Annotated in this window: 15 protein-coding genes; 11 read left to right on the top strand and 4 right to left on the bottom strand. The window is 59.5% G+C overall.

The window, feature by feature from the left end; genetic code table 11:
- Nucleotides 1-331 precede the first annotated feature (331 nt).
- The 4 genes from AC2A6O_RS05410 to AC2A6O_RS05395 all read right to left on the bottom strand — a co-directional run bounded on the left by AC2A6O_RS05410 (nucleotide 332) and on the right by AC2A6O_RS05395 (nucleotide 6,603).
- The gene (locus AC2A6O_RS05410; RefSeq protein ID WP_498926055.1) at nucleotides 332-2,524 is read right to left on the bottom strand and encodes a GGDEF/EAL domain-containing response regulator; all 2,193 of its coding nucleotides are present in this window, start codon (nucleotides 2,522-2,524) and stop codon (nucleotides 332-334) included.
- A complete protein-coding gene (locus tag AC2A6O_RS05405) occupies nucleotides 2,499-4,385 on the bottom strand; it encodes a sensor histidine kinase (RefSeq protein WP_498926054.1) in 1,887 nt (628 codons plus the stop codon). Before AC2A6O_RS05405 ends, AC2A6O_RS05410 begins: the two co-directional genes overlap by 26 nt.
- A 367-nt stretch (nucleotides 4,386-4,752) precedes the next feature.
- A complete protein-coding gene (locus AC2A6O_RS05400) occupies nucleotides 4,753-6,018 on the bottom strand; it encodes a glycosyltransferase (RefSeq protein WP_498926052.1) in 1,266 nt (421 codons plus the stop codon).
- A 15-nt stretch (nucleotides 6,019-6,033) separates the two neighbouring features.
- The gene (locus AC2A6O_RS05395) at nucleotides 6,034-6,603 is read right to left on the bottom strand and encodes a MarR family winged helix-turn-helix transcriptional regulator (protein ID WP_498926051.1); all 570 of its coding nucleotides are present in this window, start codon (nucleotides 6,601-6,603) and stop codon (nucleotides 6,034-6,036) included.
- 306 nt (nucleotides 6,604-6,909) lie between these two features.
- Here AC2A6O_RS05395 and AC2A6O_RS05390 point away from each other — a divergent pair, with 306 nt between their 5' ends.
- The 11 genes from AC2A6O_RS05390 (at nucleotide 6,910) to AC2A6O_RS05340 (ending at nucleotide 22,961) form a co-directional block, all read left to right on the top strand.
- The gene (locus AC2A6O_RS05390) at nucleotides 6,910-8,658 is read left to right on the top strand and encodes a type I secretion system permease/ATPase (protein ID WP_498926050.1); all 1,749 of its coding nucleotides are present in this window, start codon (nucleotides 6,910-6,912) and stop codon (nucleotides 8,656-8,658) included.
- Entirely contained in the window at nucleotides 8,655-10,049 is a 1,395-nt protein-coding gene (locus AC2A6O_RS05385; protein WP_498926049.1) for an HlyD family type I secretion periplasmic adaptor subunit, read from the top strand. The genes AC2A6O_RS05390 and AC2A6O_RS05385 overlap by 4 nt, the downstream gene beginning before the upstream one ends.
- Nucleotides 10,050-10,581: 532 nt before the next feature.
- Nucleotides 10,582-11,184, top strand: a complete 603-nt coding sequence (locus AC2A6O_RS05380; protein WP_148582710.1) for a calcium-binding protein — start codon at nucleotides 10,582-10,584, stop codon at nucleotides 11,182-11,184.
- Nucleotides 11,185-11,282: 98 nt separating this feature from the next.
- A complete protein-coding gene (locus tag AC2A6O_RS05375; RefSeq protein WP_498926048.1) occupies nucleotides 11,283-13,493 on the top strand; it encodes a glycosyltransferase family 2 protein in 2,211 nt (736 codons plus the stop codon).
- On the top strand, nucleotides 13,490-14,329 hold the full coding sequence (locus tag AC2A6O_RS05370; protein ID WP_498926047.1) for a class I SAM-dependent methyltransferase: 840 nt from the start codon (nucleotides 13,490-13,492) through the stop codon (nucleotides 14,327-14,329). The genes AC2A6O_RS05375 and AC2A6O_RS05370 overlap by 4 nt, the downstream gene beginning before the upstream one ends.
- Nucleotides 14,329-15,585: a glycosyltransferase family 4 protein gene (locus tag AC2A6O_RS05365; RefSeq protein WP_498926046.1), complete on the top strand. Its 1,257-nt coding sequence runs from the start codon at nucleotides 14,329-14,331 to the stop codon at nucleotides 15,583-15,585. The genes AC2A6O_RS05370 and AC2A6O_RS05365 overlap by 1 nt, the downstream gene beginning before the upstream one ends.
- A gap of 10 nt (nucleotides 15,586-15,595) precedes the next feature.
- Nucleotides 15,596-16,390 carry a hypothetical protein gene (locus tag AC2A6O_RS05360; protein ID WP_498926045.1) on the top strand — a complete coding sequence of 265 codons (795 nt, stop codon included), beginning with the start codon at nucleotides 15,596-15,598 and terminating at the stop codon, nucleotides 16,388-16,390.
- Between the two features lie 6 nt (nucleotides 16,391-16,396).
- Nucleotides 16,397-18,658: a hypothetical protein gene (locus AC2A6O_RS05355; RefSeq protein WP_498926044.1), complete on the top strand. Its 2,262-nt coding sequence runs from the start codon at nucleotides 16,397-16,399 to the stop codon at nucleotides 18,656-18,658.
- Complete coding sequence (locus AC2A6O_RS05350; protein ID WP_498926043.1) at nucleotides 18,655-19,992, top strand: glycosyltransferase family 4 protein; 1,338 nt, start codon at nucleotides 18,655-18,657, stop codon at nucleotides 19,990-19,992. The genes AC2A6O_RS05355 and AC2A6O_RS05350 overlap by 4 nt, the downstream gene beginning before the upstream one ends.
- 19 nt (nucleotides 19,993-20,011) lie before the next feature.
- The gene (locus tag AC2A6O_RS05345) at nucleotides 20,012-21,199 is read left to right on the top strand and encodes a polysaccharide pyruvyl transferase family protein (RefSeq protein ID WP_498926042.1); all 1,188 of its coding nucleotides are present in this window, start codon (nucleotides 20,012-20,014) and stop codon (nucleotides 21,197-21,199) included.
- Nucleotides 21,200-21,431: 232 nt separating this feature from the next.
- Nucleotides 21,432-22,961, top strand: a complete 1,530-nt coding sequence (locus tag AC2A6O_RS05340; RefSeq protein ID WP_498926041.1) for a DUF6212 domain-containing protein — start codon at nucleotides 21,432-21,434, stop codon at nucleotides 22,959-22,961.

The raw sequence follows: 22,961 nt of genomic DNA, 5'->3' as shown, positions 1-22,961 counted from the left end.
TTCCATCGACCGGAACGCAATCGCTCTGCTTCCGGTCCGTGCGCCTGCAACGGAGGTCCGTTTCCTGGCGGCAGTATCGCGACTGATCGAAAGGCAAAATAGCGTAATTGCGTCATGGGGCATTATCGCCACGACACGCGGGCGCAAATCACGGTTTCGCCTGGTGGGCGAACGGCCGAAAAAAACGCAAGCGCGCGCGTTGCCGGGCATGGAAATCCGCGCCAGGCGAGTTGACGATTTATTGAACGCGAGTCGCTGGTGCGGATCCCCCGGTCAACTGTTCGCCAAGGCGTTTCCCGGATTGCGCCGTTGCGGTTCCCTGTCCCGATCTTCAGAAGGAAAAGACCTCGATGGGGCAGGGCTTTCCATAAAGGTATCCTTGCCCGATCGTGCAACCGAGAAGTGTCAGAGCCTGTTCCTGTTCGGGTGTTTCGATGCCTTCGGCGACGCATTGCAGGTCCAGCGTCTTCGTGGTCGACAAAATGATTGCCGCCATGCTGCGCCGGGCGTTGTCCATGGTCAGATTGCCGACAAAGCTGCGGTCGATTTTCAGAACATCAACGGGCAGGTCTTGTAGCTGCGACAGCGAGGAATATCCGGTTCCGAAGTCATCGAGCGCGATCGTGCCGCCCGCCTCGCGCAACATCTCGAGCTGCGATATCGCGGTGCCCTGGTTTTTCATGGCGATTCCCTCGGTCACCTCGAACTCGAAGGTTTCCGCAGGTAGGCCCGTCTTTTCGATGGTTCGCAAAAGCCTTTTGGCAAATCCCGGCAGGTTGAGGTCGTACATGGACAGATTGATCGAGATCTTGACCCCCTCTTTGCGCACCGTCGCCTTGAACCATTCGGCTGATTTCTGCACGACGATATCGGTCAGGGCGGCTGTTGTGCCGATCGATTCCGAGATAGGGATGAATTCCCCCGGCATGATCATTTCACCGCCATTCTGCCAGCGCACAAGGGCTTCCGCGCCAATGCAGGCTTTGCTTTCAAGGTCGATCTTGGGCTGCATGTAGACAAGGATGCCGTCATGCTGTTCGACAGCTTTTTTCAAGGCACTCTTCAGTTTGTTCTGCCGTTCGATATCAGACCTTAACTTCTGATCGTAGTAGGTGACCTTGCCAACGCCCGCAGCCCGTTCATGAAGCAAGGCAGCCACGGCTTCGCGGAGAATTTCGAGAGGAAGGGTTTCGCTCTTGTCGAGATTGCGGAAGAGCATCCGGCACCGCGGGGCGATTTCAACGCCCTCGATCATGTAGCTTTGTTGCAGAAAATTCTGGAGATCATCACTGGAGAGCTGATCAGGATCCCCCAGAATGGCAAGCGTGCCATCCCCAACCCGGGCCACGATTTCCAGCCCGTTGAGCCGTGACAGCGTCGCATGCATCTGGCGCAGGCATTCCAGTGCCAGGTGGAGACCGTGATCGGCAATCAATTCGTCGAAGCGGTCGATCTGGATCAACCCCAGGCCCAATGGCGTTTTCGTCCGTTTCAGGCAGGCCTCGAAGGAGCGGTAGAAGGCGTTCAGATTGGGAACCTGAAGCGTGGTGTCGAGAAAGGCCAGTTCGTCCAGACGCTCGACAAGCGAGATATTGTCGAAGGCAATCTTGATGTTGCCGCAGTAGAGTTTCACCAGCGACATGTCGGTTTCCGTGACCGGGCCGTCAAGCTCGATCACCGCGACGAGTTTCCGGCGCGACCTGTTGCTGATCGAAAGGAACAGGTGGTTTCCGGACAGTACGGGACCCTCCTGGTCGTGAAGAGAGCTCAGATTATCGAGGATCGCCTGATCGAGGACGTCGCTGACGCGTCTGCCTGAAAAGTGCAGGAAGGGGCCTGCGGCACAGAGCACCTCACTTTCCAGCACAGAACTGTCGGTCTGCCAGGCGCAGACGAAGCCCTTTGGGCTGGTTTTTGCCAACGTGGCGACCTGGAGCAGGATGCCCCAGGCAAACATTTCCAGATTGGTCGGCTTGAACAGCTGTTGGGTGCTCTTGATGATCATTTCGAGGCCTTTGCGGCTTGAATTGATCGCGCGATATTGACTGTAGGTGCGAAGGCAGGAGGTAACGACAGTGATCAGATGATTGCGGCTCAGCTCCGTTTTGGTGCGATAGTCATCGATGTCGTAACGGGCGACGACGGAAAGCTCGGGCGCCACGCCAGGCTGCCCGGTTCGCAGGATGATCCGCATCTCTTCAAGACCGGCATTGCGCATGTCGTGGATCAGGTCCAGGCCCGCTGTCTGATTTTCCATGACAACATCTATGATTGCCAGGGCGATGTTATCGAACTCGCCCATTCTGGCGCGGGCTTCGGCTGCGGAATAGGCATGTAGCAATTCGATTGGCCGGCCGAAAAACGTCTCGTTCGTCAAGGCGTAGAGGGTTGCCTCATGCACGTCCTTGTCGTCATCGACAATGAGGATCTTCCAGGGCGTTGCGGTGTGGCTTGAGCGGACTGACAAGCGCTCTTCCACCACTTCGACCAGGACGCTGTCAGGCTGCTTTTTGAGGTTCGACATAGTCTTTTTCCTGTGCATGGTCTGCCGCGCCAAATGGGGAGACTCTCGGGAAACGGATTGTCAGCGTCGCGCCACCGCCCTGTGTATTGGAGGCTGAGACAGTCCCTCCCAGAATGGATTCAACGATGTTGCGAACAATACTCAAGCCCAGGCCGTTGCCCCCGGAAGCGAGCTTGGTGGTGAAGAACTGTTCGAATACCAGTTGCTTCAAATCTTGGGGTATGCCGCGCCCGTTGTCGGCTACAACAAGTTCGATCTCGTCACGACCGGCAGCCTTGCCGATAATCGTGATCTGGCCTGACTGGCCTTCGTCAAAGGCATGTATCTGTGCATTCGTAATGAGATTGATGAGCACCTGTGCCAAGGCGCCGGGAAAGGAAACGAGGGTAAGGCCTGGATCAATCTTCGGAACAATGACGATCTTCCTGCCACGGATTTGCGGCGAGATGCTTGCCAGCACATCCTGAACACAGTTGCTGAGTTCGAATTCCCGCAGCCGCTCACTGCTCTGGTCTATGGCCACCTGCTTGAAGTGACCGATGAGATCGGCAGCTCTTTCGAGATTGCGCAACAGAATTGCCATGCCGGAATCGAGATCATTTTCAAACATCTGTAAGTCGGACCGGTGGATCTTGCCGGATTTGATGGTCTCCAGAAATTCCGCAACGCGGCTGGAGAGGGTGCTGCCGATCAGTACGGCGCTTCCGATCGGTGTGTTCAGTTCGTGGGCGATCCCGGCCACAAGGCCTCCAAGGCTTGCCAGGCGTTCCCGGCGCACCATTTCCGACTGCGCTGCCTCCTTGTCTTGCATTGCCAGGTGACGTGCTTCGGCAGTCCGTGCCCAGCTGAAGCAGATCGCAGCGAGGATGGCCGTTAGCACCGCCGTAAGCATCGCCGAAGCGATATTCCAGCTGCCTGCGATTGTCGGCGACGGGAGCTTGGAGAAAGCGACCAGAGATACATTTCTGAACGATGGCGATATATGCCCGGCCAGGGACGGCGCAAAACTTCCCTTAAAGATCGTGCGAAAGACGTAATAGACCCCGTCTTGCTCAACTTCGCCGTCACCGTGCCGAGAGATCCTGGACCAGAGCCTTGGATTTTCCACGCTCAAACGGGTTTCCCGTCCGAACATGAAACCCCAAAGTTTTGCTTCAGGCGCTCCCCGCAGCCAGTAACCATCCATGTTTGCCAGTTGAACGGGGCTCGCGGTGACGGCTTGCGTATCGATCACATCATTCAGCAATTTTTCCGCGTTGATGTTCATGACGAGAACACTGCGCTTGCCAGTTTCGTCAGCCGGCAGTGGCGTCGCCAGACGCAGAACTGGTCGCCAGGGCGTTTCGATCTGGCCGTTTTCAATGTTCAGGTCGATAGGGGAAAAATAGATTTGCCCCGTCTTCAGCTTCAATGCCTCGGTGAAATAGTATCTGCTGGATTTTTTCTGCAGACTTTCTTGCGGAACCTCTAGCAGGTGCCCGTTTTTCCGTTCAACTCGAATGATTTCCTGGCCGTCGCCGCTGATGATACGGAGTTGCGCGATGGAAGGCTTTTCTTCGACAAAAGTCATGAAATCCCGAGCGGTCGGCTGGTACATGTCCGCATTTCCGATGGCAAAGTCGAGCAGCCGGTCGTCGTGTGACAGAATGCGAAGATCCGTCGCGAATGCGGACAGTTGGGATTGGATGATGGTTTCCGAGCGTTCCAATGCAGCCAGTATCGACGCCCGGCGCTCCTCGAAGTGCGACTTCTCCGACATGAAAAACGAGGTCTGGAGAATGACAAACAGGAGCGCGGCAGCCACCAGAAACCTGGTTAGAAAGAACCTGGTTCTGTTAAAAGTGACCAAGGTATAGGCCATGGAGCTCTTTAGATTCCCCGTGTTGCCTGAGTTGTAATTCCTGTGATGATCAATCATATCGACGAAAAATTGATTAATTTCGTAGAATAAAATAGAAGAGCAGGATTTATTATTTCTCTATTTTATTGCCAATATTAATATTGTTGTTTTTGACTATAGTATTTATTCAAGGGGAGTCTTCAGGCGATGGTGGGAGGCGCCGGAAACGCGGGTTTGAGACCACCTGGTGATCAAACACACTCACATTCGGGATTGTAGAAATGAGCAGCCGTCGGCAGGGCGTCCGAAGGGCGTCATTTGGACGGTGGCGAAGATCTGCGGTTCTACGTTTGGGTGCTGTTGCGGGCGGCCGCCCTGACACGCGGTTTCAGTGCGGGCCTGGCGTGTGACTGCCGGTATTCGGCCCGGGAGGCGCCGTGAGTGGCTGTGCCGGCCGACTGGCAAGCTTGCTGAGCAGCGCCTGAAGACGCAGGACACAGCCAGACAGTTCATATCTTGAAACAACGGTGCGGCGGGCAGCCTCGCGCATGGCTTGCCGCTCTGCCGGTGCTCGCAATGCCGCGCAAACCTCCGCCGCGATGGTTCCGGTATCCCAGAAATCGACCAGTCTGCCATTGACGCCGTCGCGGACCACTTCCTGCACCGGCGCGGTTTTGGACGCTATGACCGGCGCCTCGCACGCCATGGCCTCGAGAAACGACCAGGACAGCACGAACGGGTAGGTCAGATAGACATGGGCTGCCGAGACTTGAAACAGATGCAGGAGATCCCTGTGCGGGATCTGGCCCAGAAAGTGAATCCGCTCAGGCGGCAGGCCGGTTTCCTGAAGAAGTCGGGCGCGCCACGTGTCGCCACGAGACGGCGCGCGCCCGTAGCTGACACCATCGCCACCGGCAACGACGAATGTGGCATCCGGATAGTCGTGCGCAACCTGAGCTGCGGTTTGCATGAATTGCGGAAATCCGCGGTAGGGTTCGAGATCCCGCGCCGCGAAGGTCACCACGGGGTCGCCCGCGCTCAGGTACCTGCCGTCCGGCAGACGGAACCCGGCCATTGGGTCGGGCCGCGCACGGGTCGTGTCGATACCTTCGTGCTGAACGATGATCTTTGACTGATATTCGGTGGGATAACGGCTTTTCTGCCAGGCGGTCGGGCTGATGCCGGCATCAAGCTGATCCAGCGTGGAGAGCTGGATGGCATTGCGAAGCCTCATTGTCTGGCGCTGCTGCAGCGTCATCTCGTCGGAGGGAGCAAAGCCGGCATCACCGCCTTGGGGCTGGAAGTAATATTCGCAAAATCCAACCGCAGGCACGTCCGGCAAGGCATCCTTGACGAACATCATGCCACCCCAACCGATATGTCCCATAACGATGTCGGGCATGCGCCCGGACAGGCTCAGACGTTGAAGGATGTCGGCAACTTTGCGGCCTGCCTCAATGTAGGGAACCGAAGTCCGCGCGTTCGGGTCACCTGCCTGATGGTGGCTGCTCTGATAGCGCAGCACACGCAACCCGGGCACCGGCCGGTCCAGGGTTTCGCAAATCAGTGTGGCGGTCCAGCCATCGGCGATCAGGCGCCGCGCAAGATGAACGAACTGACCGGGTCCATGCCGGTGTACGAACACGATATGCATGCGCCAAACCTTCGTTCAATAACCGGAGCCGTCCAGACGCAAGGGGGATTGTTGAAGGTCCGTCGCCCAGATGACTTCCATCCTGCGCAGCAAGGCAAATGTTTCCTCAAGAGCTCTCAGGTCCTTATCGGACTGGACAATCTGGTTCTGATTGACCTCGTCGGCAGCCTTGATGGCTCTGCAAAGCGTCTTTCCCTTGTCCGTCAGCCGGATGCGGGCGGATCGCCTGTCCCTTGCGGAGGCGGTTCGGTCGACGTAGCCGGACTGGACAAGTTGTTTGAGACTGTAGGAGGCGTTCGACCCGAGGTAGTGACCCCGGTCCATCAGGTCTCGCACCGACAGATCGTCGTCGCCGATGGTGAACAGCAGCATGGCGTGGGCGGGGGAGATGTCGTCCGCACCAATCCGGATGAGGTCGACACGCAAGCGATCCAGATAGCGGCGATACATTCGCTCGATGACCCGGACGAGTTCGAAATGGTTCGCCTGAGAGGTCTGGACCGTACTTTTTTCCCGGTCTCCGTAACTTGAATGAGTGTGGGTTTCTTCAACCACAGGTTCAACCGGTGATACGTGTTGGTTCATTTCTCTTGTCACATCTTCCAAGACTTTGTGCATTTGCCCCAAACTCCCACTTAATTTCGAACTAAATTCGAAATAACCTCATTGCTATTCTGCTCCCTTTTTATGCATATTTATGCATTCATTAGTTTTGTTTTTTCATTTATTCTCTTTGTCAATCGATCGCCATAATTAAAGTCCCTAGATACACCCAGTTAGTCTATATGCTTTCGTCATTCCTATGGAAAAGATGTGTCGTTTTCTAGGCAAAAAGCGCTTTTTTTCGCACGTGCGAACACACCTATCGGTTGAGGTCTCGGAGAATCTTGAATGACTGACAAGACAACACCGGATGCAATCGATCCGTTCCGCCTCATCAGAGAGGCGCGTGTCACCTTTGCAACCGGGCTCGCGGCGGCAGCGGCCCTGAGCGGCTTTATTACGCTGCTACAGATGATCGTGCCGCTGTTTATGCTGCAAGTTCATGATCGGGTTCTGAACAGTCAGAGTCTCGATACATTGACAATGTTACTGATCATCGCCTGTGGCGGGCTGATCCTGTTTGCGATTCTGGAATACATCCGTAGCCAGATCTTTCAGGTGATGGGCAGTGAACTGGTCCGGCGTCTCAACCTGACGGCAATCGAGGCGGGGGTGAAGTCGTCGCTGGAAAAGGGGGGCGGCATGGCCTCCGAAGTGTTGCGGGATCTGAACGATCTGCGCACTTTCGTCACCAGCAACGCCATCAGCGCTCCGCTGGAAGCCATGTGGGTGCCGCTGTTCCTGCTTGTGCTGTTTGCCCTTCATCCGCTCTACGGGCTCCTGGCGGTTGTTTCCGCAGTCACGCTGATCGGGCTCAATCTCTTGTCCGACATGCTGACACGTTCGTTGCTGAAGGAGGCGAGCACCGCCAACCTTCAGAATGTTGCCACGATCGCCTCCACGCTTCGCCATGCGGAGACCATCGAGGCTATGGGATTGATGCCCGCGCTGACGCGCCGGTGGCGCAAGGGGCAGCTACACGCCACGGAGCTGATGGCCATGGGCAGCCGGCGCGGCAAGGCGATCCATGCGATGACACGAAGCCTCCGGTTCGGAATGCAGATCGCGGTACTGGCCCTTGGCGCCGACCTCGTCATCAAGGGCGAAGTGACCGCCGGCACGATGATTGCCGCCAGCATTCTGATGGGGCGCCTGCTGACCCCTTTCGATAATCTGACCGAGAACTGGCGCCAGTGGGTGTTCGCGTCAACCGCCTGGAGCCGGGTGCGCGAGGTTCTGGAGAACCATTCTTCCATTCGCCAGACCGTGCCGACCCCGCCCAGCCAGGGGACGCTCAAGGTGGACAAGCTGGTCTATGCACCGCCCAATGCGCCTGTGCCGGTCATCAAGGGGATTTCGTTCACGCTCGAACCTGGTGATGTTCTGGGCATTGTCGGACCGTCGGCGGCCGGAAAATCGACCCTGGCCCGCCTGCTGGTCGGTGTTCTTCAGCCAACCACCGGCGGTGTCTTTCTGGACGGGCACAATGCCTACCTCTGGGAGCGGGCGTCCTTCGGAGCGATGGTTGGGTATCTGCCGCAATCGGTTTCGCTTCTGGATGGAACGGTCCGGGACAATATCTCGCGCATGTATGAAGCCGATCCGCAGATGGTGATCGACGCCGCGCGGGCCGCCGGTGTTCACGAGATGATCGGCCGGATGCCGCTTGGATACGACACTCCTGTCGGCGACAACCGCTACACCCTGTCGGGCGGACAGAAACAGCGAGTGGCCCTTGCGCGGGCCCTGTTCGGCCGTCCGCGTCTGCTCGTGCTCGATGAACCCAATGCCAATCTGGATACGGAAGGGGAGGTTGCCCTGCTGCGCGCCATTTCACAGGCGAAAGCGGATGATGCCATCGTCATCGTCATCGCGCATCGTCCGGCGATCATGGAAGCGGCCGACAAGATCCTGGTGCTGGAAGACGGCCGGATCGGCCAGTTCGGCGACCGCACGGATGTCGTCAGCACCATTTCCAGGCGTCTCCCTGCTCCTTCTACCCCCCGTGCCTTGCCGGCAAGCGGAGAAGTGGCATGACCAGGCGTTCCGAGCGGGTAGACCCACCAGCTACCTCGTCCTCTTCCGGGGACACCTCAAAACCCGGACACTCCTACTGGATGGCCGCGCTGAAGGCCGACGACAGCCGTCCGCCCAGCTTGCGCAAGCCCCTGCTGGCGGCGGTGCTGGCCGTCTCGATCGGGTTTGGCGGCTTTCTGCTCTGGGGATTTACCGCCGATCTCGACAGTGCGGCGGTCGCCACCGGCAAGGTTATCGTTGACAGCAAACGCAAGACCATCAGCCATCTGGAAGGGGGCATCCTGCGGCGGTTGCTGGTTCAGGAAGGTGATTATGTCGACGCCGGCCAGCCGCTGGTAGAACTGGACGACACAAGAGCGCGCGCCGAACTGGCGCAGCTTAACGCCAAACGGGTGAGCCTCCTGGCGAGGCTTGCCCGCCTCAGGGCGGAGCGGGATCTGGAGGAGGAGGTCGTATTCCCGAAGGAGATCAGCAACAGCGACGCGCCGCTGATTGCGGAAGTGGTTGCGGCCGAGCGAGGCGTGTTCGAAAGGCGTCGCCAGGTCTACAGCGGCAAGATTGCTCTTCAGCAGAAAGAGATCGAGCAATATGTCGCCCAGATTGAAGCCAATCAGGCTCAGATCGAGGCTACGGGTCACCGGCGCCAGCTGCTGGAGGAGCGTGTCAGCGCGCTCAGCGGTCTGGAGAAAAAGGGGTTCACGTCAAAGGCTATCCTCAGCGAGGTTCAGCTGGAACTGAGCCAGATGATCGGCGATGGCGGCGAGCTCGCCGCCCAGAAGGCACGAGCTGAAAAAGCGCGCCAGGGCGCCGAGGTGGCCCTGTTGCAGGCCGAACAGGAATGGCAGAGCGATATCGCCGGCAAGATCCTTGACGCGCAGCTGGAACTCAACGTCACCAACGAGCAGATCATTTCTTCCAAGGATGTGCTCGACCGGCTGGTGGTCCATTCTCCCCAGGCCGGTATTGTCTCCAACATCGAAATGAGAACGCCGGGCGGGGTTGTCGAGCCCGGCAAGGCGATCATGGATATCGTCCCGCGCGATGAAAAGATGCTCGTCGAGGTCCGGATGAACCTCAATGATATCGATTCCGTTCATGTCGGCTCAGAAGCGCGTATCCGCCTGACTGCCTACGACCGGCATGACACCAGCCCGCTTGAGGGCGAGGTGACCTATGTCGCCGCCGACCAGACCGTCGATCCGCAGACGCAGGCAGCCTACTACATTGTGCGTGCGCAGGTTCGCGCCGATGAACTTGAGGACAATCCCACCCTGACCCTTTACCCGGGCATGTCGGCGGAAGTCCTGATCGTGAGGCGCGCCCGCAAGGCGATGGAATATCTGCTCGAGCCGATTACCGAGAGCCTGGACCGCGCATTCAGGGAAGATTGACGAGCTTTCTTGCATTCAACCAAAAAATATTAAGGCGGGATGGCAATGTCGAAATGCCGTCCCGCCGGTTCCGTCGTCGTCTGCGGGTGTTGACGCGCAAGCCGGATGGCCTCTGGAAAATTGCACCTATAACGCGAATGCTGCGTTGCAAAACGACTATGTCGAGCTTTTTCGTGGCTTTCCGGTTGAGTGGTGTTTTTCCGCGAACTTCCGGCGATTTCAAGTATCTGAAAAACCGCAGGAATTGGATTTCAATCTATGAGTGAGCGGACGGTTTCATTGATTTTATTTTGAATTTCGAAATGAAATAGAAGTAAACGAATTGTATTTTCAAATTACTATTCAATAAAAAGTAGAATTAGTTTATGTCATTCAAAATATTGCCGTATTTTTTTCACTATTCTTCACTTTGAAGCGATTGGTAATTGTGTATTGTACTTCTTGCGCTGCAAAATTATGGGGTTTGTGCAGTGCGGTGTGCCGCGGTTCGCGGGGCGTCAATTTAACGAGGCGAACTTCAGGAGTTAGCTACATGGCCACGATTGAAGGCAGTGCTTTCCAGGATTTCCTGCAAGGTACAAATGCCCAGGACTTTATTTTCGGACTGGGCTCATCCGATGTTCTGCTCGGCAATGAAGGGGACGACTTCCTCTTCGGCGGTCGCGGCAGTGACCTCATTGCCGGCGGAGAGGGTGCCGACAAGCTTTTCGGGCAGGGTGGCGAAGATGTCATTCTGGGTGGTGAAGGCAGCGACACCATCTTCGGTGGTGCGGGATCCGACTACATCGAAGGCGGAGCTGGCGGCGATATCATATTCGGCGGCGCAGACTCCGATATCATTGACGGCGGTGCCGGCAATGACGTGATGTTCGGCGGCGGCGACAACGATGTCTTCGTGTTCACAGGCGGTGGCGGCAACGACATCGTCATGGATTTCCAGGCCGGCGACCTGGTGCAGATTTCCACCAACATCAACGAAACCGGTGTGTCCTCCGCCGCCGATGTCGCCGCGCGGGCGACGCAGGTTGGCAACAACACCGTCATCGATCTCGGCAACGGCGATACCGTCACGCTCAACAACGTCGATGCCGACGATCTTCAGGACAATCCCGACGGCTACATCGTCGTTACCTGATGATCCCGCACCCGGGCACGTGGCTTTCCGTGTGCCTGGGTACCGGCGTTTGACCTGGAGCCCTTCGGAGCTCAGGTCTTCAATAGCGATGGACAAATATGCTCGAGACCTTGGGCCAATACGCCGAGGCGAAGTTTGGTTCGCCGCATTTCTTTCAGCTCACGCCGGAGGTTCTCCTGCTGGTCTGGGACCCGGCCCATCAGGTCAATGCAGCGCCCAGGCTGGTGGAGCAGGGTGGACTGGCTTTCGGCTCTATCGCGAGTGTCAGGCTGGCGCGGCTGGATGGCGGGTCACGTGTTGTATGGGCCGTTACTCTGAAGGAAAAAGCGCGGCTCAGCCTGAAGCTGAGCGCCGGTGCAGTTGGGGCCGAGGCAACGCTTGCCGTGGATGCCACGCGGCCTGGCCCTCCCGCCGATGCCTTTGCCATTACCAACGGTCTCAGCCAGGCGGCCTGTGCAGTTTTCGTCACCACTTTCCTGAGCGCCTGGTCCGGCATGTTTCGGCTGGGGCGCTCCCGCAGCTTCGTCAATTTTGCACGGGAGTTGCTGCGGTCCGTCAACGACACGCCGCCTGTGGTGGAGGCGGTCGCCAGCATCGGGTCGGTCCGGTTGCTGGAAACCCTCATCAACAGCGACAGCACAGAGATCAAGACCGCGGTGCTGATCGGCGACGCCGGTGTCGTGCGGCTGGACAGCGCGGTCTGCAACACGCCCTACAACAGCGGCAAAAGCAGGTTGTTTCTGGGCACTGTCGACACGCCGCAAACGCCAGCCAACGCTTTCCTGGTGCTGTCCGGAAACTGGGGACTGGCGATCCGGCGGCTGGCAACGGACAACGTGAAACGCACGGTCGGCCAGTGGTGGGCCGCCAATTCCCGCAAGCTGCCGGAGGTGCGCGACTATCTGGTGGCGGACGTCGGCACGAAATCAGACGAGGCCCGCGCGGCTATCCGCGATCTGCAGGTGAGTGATCCCCTGCCTGCGCGTCGGCACGGCGTGCTGTCGGAAACCGGGTCCTTCTGCGCGGTCGAAACGGCTGTCGCCTGTGAAACCGGTGTGCTGGTTGGCGGCTGGTTGCGCGATCCCGGTCATGTCTACCGGGGCATTGATATCCTGGCCGGCAGTTCCGCACCGGTTCCCCTCAAATTGCACACATTCGACGGCGTTCTGCCGGAAACCCAGGGCGGCTATGCCATCAGGCGGTTTGTCGCGTTTGCGCCGGTCGGCAGGGTGTTGCAGCACAATCTGCAGCCCCGCTTCGAGGTCCGCCTGGCATCGGGTGAACGTGAAGTGCTGGTGCCACCGCCGCAGCCGGGCGACATTCCCGGCATAAGGGCAAAGGCGCTGTCGGTGGTCACGCCGCGCCACGCGGGCGACGATGTTCTCTCGGGCTGCCTGTCGCCTGTTCTGGCGGATGTCCAGTCGCGGTTCCGGCAGTCGGTCGGTACGCCGTCCGAAGTCCGGTTCGGCAAACCGCTTGCCGAGCCCACGGTGTCCATCGTGATCCCGCTCTACAAGGTGTTCGAGTTCATCAAGGCACAGCTTGCGGCCTTTGCTGCCGACAGTTGGCTGGCCGAGAATGCCGAGGTGATTTATGTGCTCGATTCTCCCGAGCAGGTGACCCATGTCGAGGATCTGCTGGCCGGGTTCCATCTTCTCTACGGCCTTCCCGTGCGCCTTGTCGTCATGGAGCGCAACGGCGGTTATGCGCTTGCCTGCAATGCCGGCGCCGAGGCGGCACGCGGGCGCTATCTGGCGATGATCAATTCCGATGTCGTGCCGGTGGAGGCCGGCTGGCTGGAACAGCTTTGCGCCAGTCTGATGATGGACGAGCAGGTGGCCGCCGTCGGTGGCAAGCTGCTTTATGCGGACAACGCCATCCAGCACGCCGGTTTGAAGTTCATTCAGGACGACAAGGGCCGCTGGTTCAACCACCACTACTTCAAGGGGTTTCCACGCCAGTTTCCCGAAGCCAGTTCCTCGCGCGAGGTGCCGGGGGTAACCGGTGCTTGCCTGGTGCTGTCGAAGGCCGATTTCGAGGCAGTCGAAGGCTTCACGACCGACTTCATCGTCGGCGACTACGAAGACAGCGACCTGTGCCTGAAGCTGCGCAAGCTGAACCGCAAGATCTACTACCTGGGCGACGTCGAACTTTATCACTTCGAGCGCGTCTCCATTCGCAAGAACGAAGACTACACGCGCGGCGTTGCCTCTCAATACAATCGCTGGCTCCACCAGTCCCGATGGCAGGACGACATCATTGCCCTGATGGAAGCTGCGGAGCAGCGTGAAAAAGGGCTGAGTGCATGAATTCGCCGGTTCTCATCAAGGATGCTGCCAGACTGGTGTCGTCGCCGCTCAACGCCGAACGGCTTGCGGACCTTCAGAGACATATCGGCCGTAACCGGTTCCTGCCGGTTCCGCCCAGCGAGGACAACTTTGTTGGCGATGGTGATTATCTCGCCATCGGAACGGAATTTCTGGGTCATTTCATCGAACTTGGCGGTCTCAACACGCATGAACGGGTGCTTGATGTCGGATGCGGGATTGGCCGGATGGCGGTGCCGTTGACGCAATATCTCGATCCTGAAGCTGCCAGATATGTGGGAATAGATCCCGCGTCCGCAGGCATTCAGTGGTGCACGCGCAACATCGGGTCGGTCTATCCCAATTTTCGCTTCATGCATCTCGACATCGCAAATGCGCTTTATAATCCGGACGGTTACATCCGCGGCACGGAGATCGCGCTGCCGTTTGCCAACGGCTCGTTCGATTTTGCCATCATGACCTCGGTGGTCACGCATCTGCCTTCCGAAGAGATCCTGCCCTATTTCCGCGAAATCTCGCGGCTCATGGAGCTGGGAGGCAGGCTGTTTCTGTCCGCCTTCGTCATCGCGCCGGACCGCGGGGCAGGCCTGAGCCCACGTGTCGAGTTCCGACGGGATGGCGAGGGGCCTGCCTGGTATGGCAACCCGCGAGCACCGCTCGCAGCCGTCGCCTTCGACGATGGTTTCCTCGACAAGGCACTGGAAGCCGCCGGGTTCGAAATTGCGCTGAAGCGGTTCGGTCACTGGCGCGGCAGCAACGGGGCCCCGCATTATCAGGACTTTTTCGTTGCCGTGAAAACCTCGCGGGGGGTGTCGTAATGCGGATCCTCGTTTTCGCGCACAATCATCCGGACCTTCACCCCGGTGGCACGGAGACCGTCGCGCTCGAATTGGCCAGGGCCTATCGCGAGGCCGGGCACCAGGCGCTGTTTGTCGGGGCAACCAACCACCTGCACCGCGACCCGCATCCGGGAACGAGCTTTCAGGCGATCAGCGACAGCGGCGACGAGTTGCTGATGTGGGCCGGTCATTTCGACCGGTTCAACATGAGCCAGATCGACCTGCAGGCATTTGTGCCGGACATGTGTACGCTACTGGAAAGCTTCCGGCCCGACGTCGTGCATATCCACCACCTGCTGCTGTTCGGCGTTGAGCTGCCGGTGCTTATCCGGCGCGTTCTGCCCGATGTGCGCATCGTGATGACGTTGCACGATTATTACGCCATCTGCGCCAATGACGGTGTCCTCATGAAAACTCCGGATGAGACCTGTGCGGCACTCGGGCCCGGGGGCTTGTGCAGGTGCCTGCCGGAGGCAACGCCGAATGACATGCGTCTGCGCGAACGGTTCATCAAGACACATCTGGAGGCCGTTGATGAGTTCGTTTCTCCAAGTGCGTTTCTGCGCGACACCTATGTGCGCTGGGGGTTGCCACCGGAAAAAATCAGGATCATCCGCAACGGTCGGCCGGAGGTGACACCGGCGTCCAGCCGGGCGGGTGCGGACACGCCAAAGGCCGTGTTCGGCTATTTCGGCAATCTGACGCCCTGGAAGGGTGTCGAGGTTCTGCTGCAGGCGGCAAAGCTGCTGGTGGAAAAGGACATGGATTTCGAGCTGCGGGTCCATGGCGGCGCACCGTTCCAGAACCAGGAGTTCGTCAAACGCATCGACACGCTGTTCGAAGAAACCGCGCCCAGGGTGTCGCGTCTTGGGCCTTACAAGCCAGAGGACGTGGCTGATCTGATGGAGCCGGTCGACTGGGTGGTGGTGCCGTCGCTCTGGTGGGAAAACGCCCCGCTTGTCATCGCCGAGGCGCAACAGCACGGCCGGCCGGTGATCACCAGCGGGGTTGGCGGCATGGCCGAGGCCGTCACTGATGGTGTTGATGGCCTGCATGTGCGCAAGAACGATCCGGTTGGACTTGCCATTGCCATGGCGACGGCTGCCGGAGACGCGGCGCAGTATCGGAAGCTGGCTGCCAACACCCGTAAACCGCCCACCGTCGGCGCTGTTGCCGAACAGTATCTGCGTGTCTTTGCCGACAGGCAAAACGCGGCAAGCGAACCAGCAGCCTGAGGAGACTGGTATGAGCGTAACCCCTCTCGAACAGGTGAGACCCGGACCGGACGCAAAGCCGCAGCAAGCCGGTGCTGACGGCAGCGAGCAGACTGTGACCGCAAGGTTGCAGGGACGTGTCGACGCTTTAGAAAACGGACGGTTGCACGGCTGGGCCTGGGATGCCTCGAGCCCCAGCGACCGCATGACCATCCACGTCTTCCACGACGGCGAACGGGTGCTCAGCAAGGTCGCCGAAACCCAGCGCATCGACTTGAAGCGCAACGGCATCGGTGACGGCAGCTATGCGTTCGACATCGAGTTGCCCCAGGCGGTTGCCTCAGCCCCCGCCGGTCTGACCGTGGTTGCGGAAACCCCAAAGGGGGAAGCGCAACTGAAACTGCCGCGCCCCAGCGCCGAAGAACGGGCCGCGGAAGCTGCCGTTGCAATGCCTCTGGCGGTGGTGATGGAGAAGCTTGATCGGTTGATCGTGGCGCAGCGCCAAAGCGCCATCGGCCAGCGAGATGCGACCGCGGTGTTGCGGGAGACGGTGCAGCGGATCGATGCGCTGGCCTCCAATGAGGGTGAGCTTGGCGAGGCCATGTCCATTCTCAAGAGCGGTCAGGGGGACCTCGCCCAGCGGGTGAAGGAGCTGGAAGTCTTTCTGGTGCGCTTCGATACGACGCTGAAGGGCTTCGATGACCGCTTGAAGGCTCTGGGGGAGCAGAGCCGCAACAATCTCAAGGTTCATATGCTGGTGCTGGCGATCCTGCTCGGATTTGTCGGCGGCATGCTGTTTGCCGCTGCCGGCGGCCTGTGGAGGTAAGGACAGATGGAGCCTGTCGTCACCCTGGAAGGTGTGAAGAAGCTGCCCGCAGGTGCAGAGCGGCAGGCATCCGCGTTCAAGGCGCAGGGGGCGGTGGAACCGCAGGTTCCGCTCGACGGACATTCGGTTCTCCATGTCAGTCTCGACCGCGAAACGCTGTTGATTGCCGGTGTGGGAGAGGCCTTCGCCGGTGGATTGCCGGCCATCCTCAATGAAGATCCCAAGTTGACGGTGCCTTGCACGGTTTCCGTTTTGCCAGCCGGCAATCGTCTTTCGGGAAAGAAACGTCCCTTCGTCGCGATCCTCTCGCTGGCCAACAGCCCGGTTCTTCGGCCGGAGCGGGTGACCATTCGAAGCCAGGGGCGCGCCTATCCCTTTGCTGTCAGACATCAGGCTGCGGATCTCAAGAGCTTCCTGCAAAGCGTCGGTGAGCTGACGCCTCAGTCAGTGTCCGACATCGTCGACGGCCTGGTCCAGGCATTGTTGGGGGCTGGCACGGCGCCTCAGGCGATGCAGACGGCTGCGAGAATTGTCGATGCGGTGGCAGGGCGTGACGGTTTCATCGAGGTTCTTGGCGTCTTTGATGCTGGAGATATCTATCTTCAGGGCTGGGCAAAGGGCATGCCGGCAGGCATCAGCCGGGTGTTTGTTTACGACGGGGCGCTGAAACTTGGCGAACTGGCGGGTGGTCTGTTCGAGCGCAAGGACACCGGCGGCAAGGCCCATGGTTTTGCCGGTTTGCTGGAGGTCGAGGGCGGTCTCGACGCCGGGCTGCTGCGCAAGGTTTTCTTTCGGGGCCGCGCGGGGTGGAGCGCGGTCGAGGTTCATGAACACAGGACGATGCCGCCGGCCCGGGCTCTTCCCTCCCACATACGGGCCCTGTTGCCGAAGCTTTCCCCGGCGGGTGACGGCAGGGCCCGATTGGAGCTTGCGGGCCGGCGGTTCGACGGCCGGGAAACCGTTAGCGAGCTCGACGTCCCGGTCAGGGTCGGTATCGATTTCAGTGCTTCGCTGGATCGCGCCGGCGTCCTGTTGTCGGGCTGGCTGCTTAATCCGGAGGATCGTGCCGAGGCGGTTCTCCTGCGCTCGGGGTGCAAGAGCTGCCGGCTCGATACCCGGTGGACGACGCAGCCACGGCCGGATGTGACGAGCGCATTTGAAACCCTTTCCCCCTTCCTCAGCGGTCCGGATGCGCTTCAGCGGCACGGCTTTCTGGTTCACGTGCCCGCGGAAGAAATGTCGGGTTCCGAGGGAAGCTACCTGGAGATCGTGCTGAAGGACGGCCGCGCCGCCTTTGCCCCGCTGGCTCTCGGCAGGGCAACACCGCGTTCCGCGCTCCGCCGGCTTTTGTCCGGGCTTGATCCGGCAACGGCCTTCCGCCCGGACTTTCTGGAACGCCATCTCCTGCCGGTCCTTCAGGCGAACGATGCGCCAGATCCCGTTGTTGTCGAAACCATCGACTTCGGCCCCGTCGTGGAAGGTGCGGTCTTTGCTCTCGTGGTCGGGCTGGATGGCAATTTCGAGACATCGCGGGTCCTGTTGTCTCTGTGTGCTCTCGATCCGCTGTTGCGTGGTGTGCCTGTTGTTCTGGTCGCTTCCCAGGCAGAAGCGGTGGAGCAGATCGAGGATTTCAGACAGCTTTCCGGTTTCTACGGTCTCGCCGTCCGCCTGGTGCTGGCGGACCATGTCGAGGATGCGCTCGATGCGCTTCAGGCGGGCGTCGAGGCTTCTCCGTCGGAAACGATTGTCTGTCTGTCTTCCGCAGTGCTGCCGCGCGGAGCAGGGTGGGTGGAGCCCTTGCTCACCGCGTTTCAGGCGCATGATGCGGCCTGCATTGTGGCTCCCACGCTGCTCTACGAAGACGAAACCATCAGATGGGGCGGGGCCTGGATCGAACCGGAAGGCGGTCGCCATCTGTTGAAGCAGCATTATCTTGGTTATCCGCGTCGGACCCTTCACGGGGCGGATGTCAGTCCGGTTGCCGCGGCTCCATTCGATTGCTGTGTCCTGCCAAGATCGGCGCTGGCGGAAGCCGGGGGCTTTTCCAGGAAATATCTCGGCACGGACGAGAAGGGTCTCGACGGGGCGCTGCGGCTGAAGCTGTCGGGCATCGGTTCGCTCTGGGTGCCGCAGGTGGAAATGATCCACGCCGAGGACGGGCGTCCGGGCGAGCGCTCCTGGAAGAAGCTGGTTGCCGAACTGGATCGCCGCAGCTTTGAGCGGATCTGGTCTCCGGTTCTTCCCGATCTGGCGGAGGAGATCGCATGACGACAGTTTCGCAGGAAAGACCACCGGCGACCGGCGAGACACTGCGTGTTCTCGTCATCTCTCACGGCCATCCGACGCTGTCGCTGGGCGGGGCGGAAGTGGCGTCCTACAATCTTCATCAAGGCCTGAAATCCCTGCCGGGAACGCAATCGTTCTTCCTGGCAAGGGTTGGCGACGGTTATCCGCGGCACGGCCAATCCGCCCTCATGGGCGTGGACGATGCCGATGACGAGTTGCTCTTTCATGCCGATGATTACGACCCGTTCCTGGTGTCCAACCGCAACACGGGAGATCTTTCCAGGGATCTACGCCGGTTCGTCCGTACCTTGCGTCCGGACGTGGTGCATTTTCATCATTTCATCGGCTTTGGCCTCGAGGCGCTCTACACGGTGCGCGATGCCTTGCCCGATGCCGTCATTCTGGTGACCTTTCACGAGTTTCTCTCCATCTGCCACCATCACGGCCAGATGGTCAAAGCAGGGGGGCACAAGCTCTGTGACGCCGCCTCGCCGATTGCCTGCAACGGCTGCTTTCCGGAGATTTCGCCGGCCAGCTTCCTGCGTCGCCGGCAGTTCATCAAGTCCATGCTCGGTCTTGCCGATGGCTATATTTCGCCCAGCCGTTTCCTGGCCGACCGCTATGTCGCCTGGGGGCTGCCAGCCGACAAGATGACCGTGATCGAAAACGGCCTGAACGTGGGTGAGCCCGCGGCGCCCCGCCCGGTGGCGGCTGGTGGGCGCCGGAACCGTTTCGGGTTCTTCGGCCAGATGACCCCTTACAAGGGCGTGGACGTGCTCCTGGATGCGGTTCAGCGCATTCCCGAAAAGGTCTGGGGAGAAGACGCTGCATTGACCATCCACGGCGGCAATCTGGAGCGTCAGCCAGAAGCATTTCGAAGCCGCATTGCCGATCTCCTGGAGGCCGCCGGGCCGCGCGTGCGGTTTGCCGGCAGCTACCAGAACAAGGACATGCCCTCGCTGATCAGGCAAGCCGACTGGGTGATGATGCCGTCGGTTTGGTGGGAAAACTCGCCGGTGATCATCCAGGAAGCGTTCTTTCACGGACGTCCGGTTATCTGCAGCGGCATCGGCGGTATGGCCGAAAAGGTTCGCGACGGCGCCGACGGACTGCATGCCCGACCGGCAAGTCCTGAAGACCTGGCCGACCGCATGAGCGAAGCCTTGAGCGATCCCGGTCTGTGGCAGCGTCTGCGGGCGGGAATCCGCCCCCCGAAAACACATCTGGAAAGTGCCGGCGAGCACGTGACCCTTTATCGCGAGGTTCTTGATGGCGGCCTCGCGTCTCGTCCCGGTGCCCTCAAGCAAAGCGCCTGAGAAGACAAAGGAATATGGAATGACACGCGTTCTGGTGATGATACCGTCCGGCGAAGTCTACGACCACAACAATGTCCGCTGGTACAGCCATCAGGACATTCAGCGGAACCTGGACCACTATCACAACATCGGCGATGCCTTCGTCTTCGATTCCTCGCTGAAACTGCTGAAGTACGACCGCCTGGAAACCCTGACGATCCGGGACTTCGACCCGGCGGAGGTCGATCGTCTGCGGGATGAATTCGACTATGTCGTGCTACGCGGTTCGAACTACATTCACGGCGACATGGACTGGGAAATGGCCGAGCAGGTTCTGAGCCGGCTCGGGCTTCCGGTGCTGGCCTTCGGCATCGGTGCCCAGGCGCCAGTGGATGGCAAGCTGGTGCTGTCGGAGGCCACCAAGAACGTCCTGCGTCTGATCGCAGGCTCGACGGCTTCGGTCGGCGTTCGGGGCACCTATACCGCCGAGGTGCTGGAAGATATCGGCATTTCGAATACGCGGATCATCGGCTGTCCGACGGCTTTTCGCCATAACGATCCGGGCCTCCGGATCACGCTGCCCGAGATCGGGCAGATCAGGAAAGTCGGCCTGACCGTGCGGCGCGAAGTGTCGCCTGCTTATGCCAGGGATATCCGGCAGTATCTCACGTTTCACCGCGACCTGATCAAGTCCGTCGCGGCCCGCTTCGATACGGTTCTGATGGCGCAGGGCGAGCTGGAGGAAAAGAAGCTGGTGCTTGGAACGCCGGAGCAGAAAGAGCAGGCAATTGCATCGCTTCGGGAAAACGCCTGGGTTGGCGAGTGGTATCTGGACGATGACATCGAAGCTCTCTACCGCAGCTCCATGTTCTATTCGGACGTGGTTGCGGACTACGACGCTTGCGTCAAAGCCTGCGACCTGGTGCTCGGCTATCGCCTGCACGGCAATCTGATGGCTTTGGCCAATGGGGTTCCGGCGCTTTACTTCACCTATGACAGCCGCACGCGCGAATTTGCCGAGACGTTCCGGATTCCGAGTTTCGATGTCTTCAGCGAGAAGGTGTTCCGCCTGAGCGACTATTGGGATCAGGGCCTCTTCGACCGGTTCAACCGGGCCTATGAGGCCACCTATTACGCCATGAGCGATTTCTTGAGTGAGAACAGCGTGCCGCATGTAATGCAGGTGCGAGAGCCCATGCAACAGCGGCGAGTGGTGGCTCTTGTGTGATGTTGAAATGAAATAATTTCGAAAATCGAAGTATATTACATTTATTATTTATATAATATTTCGATGTATATGATTTTATAGTATGTTTGTATCGAGAAATATATAATTATGTTTACATAACTCTTTGTGCGCCGCATTATTGTCATAATAAAACTTAAAAAATGTGCGTGTATACAAATTGAGCAGGCGGACTCCGGCAGGGAGACGCTTCACCGTTCAGATGGGGGCTTGCATGACAGTCGTGGCGACACAAGACACATTTCCCGTTCACAACGCAGCGCGAGAGATGCTGTTGCTGAAAGAACTGACGTTGATCGTCGTCGGTGTTTCAAGGCAGGAGATTCCAGGATCGTTGCAGGAGGCGGTCAAGACGGTCTGGTTTGAAGGGGTAGAGGACGGTTACGCCTTGTTTTCCGACGAGAGCGCTGGTCGCTTCCAGGTGTCGGAAGCCCCCCTTCTGCCGCTGGCGGTGATCATGGATCCGGCGGCAACAGAGGCCAAGGACGAGCTGCTGAAGTGGCTTCAACAACGCGGTGCCGTTCAGTCGCCGCCGATCATCGGCTGGGGTCGGGGCGGTGAAGTGGAGGCAGTGTCCTCAATGGTCGGGCTGGTCGCCGATCACGTGAAATCGGGTGCGCGGCGCCTCGTCCTGTCCAGCAAGGAGCTGAAGACCCTTCGCAGCCTGAACGACGATTTACAAAACCGGTTTGCCGCGCTTGAGGCGTTTCTCAACCGCCATGGCCTGCAGCCGCTGGATCTCCTCTTCAGCAACGAGCCGGCGGAAAATCCGCTCAATCCGAATGTGCTGGCAAGCGCGTCCATCGATGGCGTCAGCCAGATCCTGCCGGTGCCGAGTTCCGGTGTCAGCGGCGTGGCGGTGCATGTGGAGCAGACCGGCAGCCGTTCTGACATCAAGTTGCGCGCCCAGTTGATGACGCTGGAGGACCAGAGGATCGTCGATACCTGGCATTTCTCCAGCGGTGATCTTTCCACGGGCTGGAACATCTTTGGCCTGTCGCGCTCAACGGCGGGTCTGCGCAGGACCCTGGAATTCCGCCTGCAGGTTGAAGAGACGGAGGATGAGGTGCCGCTTCTGTCCGTCGGTGGCCTGCAGCCGGTCGAGATGTTCCAGGTGCGGGACGCTTCCAACGACTTGCCGGTTCTGAAAAACAGCCTCGCGCTTCAGGTCTGGGGCGGCATTCCGGGCGTTTCCATGCCACCGCATGCGAATTACATCCCGGCGCAGTCGCAGCAGGTCAACCAGGACGAAGGCTTCCGCGACATGCCGATTGCCCCGGGCATTCTGGAGCACGCGAGCCTTGCCAATTCCGACGAGGTATCCTTCGACTTCGAAGCCATCATGCCGCTGCCGACGGAACGGGCCATCGGTTGCCATCCGCCGGCGGAAGGGATGACGATCGGGCAACTGCCGGCGGCCTGTCCGCCTCAGGTCATCCGCATGTCGGCCAAGGCTTTCATCGACAACAGCCGGGCGGCCGATATCGATTTCGCCATCGTGGTTGCCAAGGATCTTGGCGCGGCCAAAGCCCTCTTCAAGGGAGAGCGGGAGCAGGCGGTCGGCGAAGCGTTTTCCGGCTGGAAAACCGTCAGCTTCGGCGAGACGGCTCACTTGAGCGCCTTTGCCGGCGAGCGGATCGGGGTCTGGCAGAACGTCTATTTCGCCACCCGGATGAGCGAAGCGGGCGGGAATGATTTTGCCTGGGCGAAATTCGCCAACTTCCGCGCTGTCGTGAGCGGGTAG

The sequence above is a fragment of the Labrenzia sp. ATLA3 genome (genome assembly GCF_057180185.1).
This window is presented reverse-complemented; position numbering and strand designations above follow the sequence as displayed.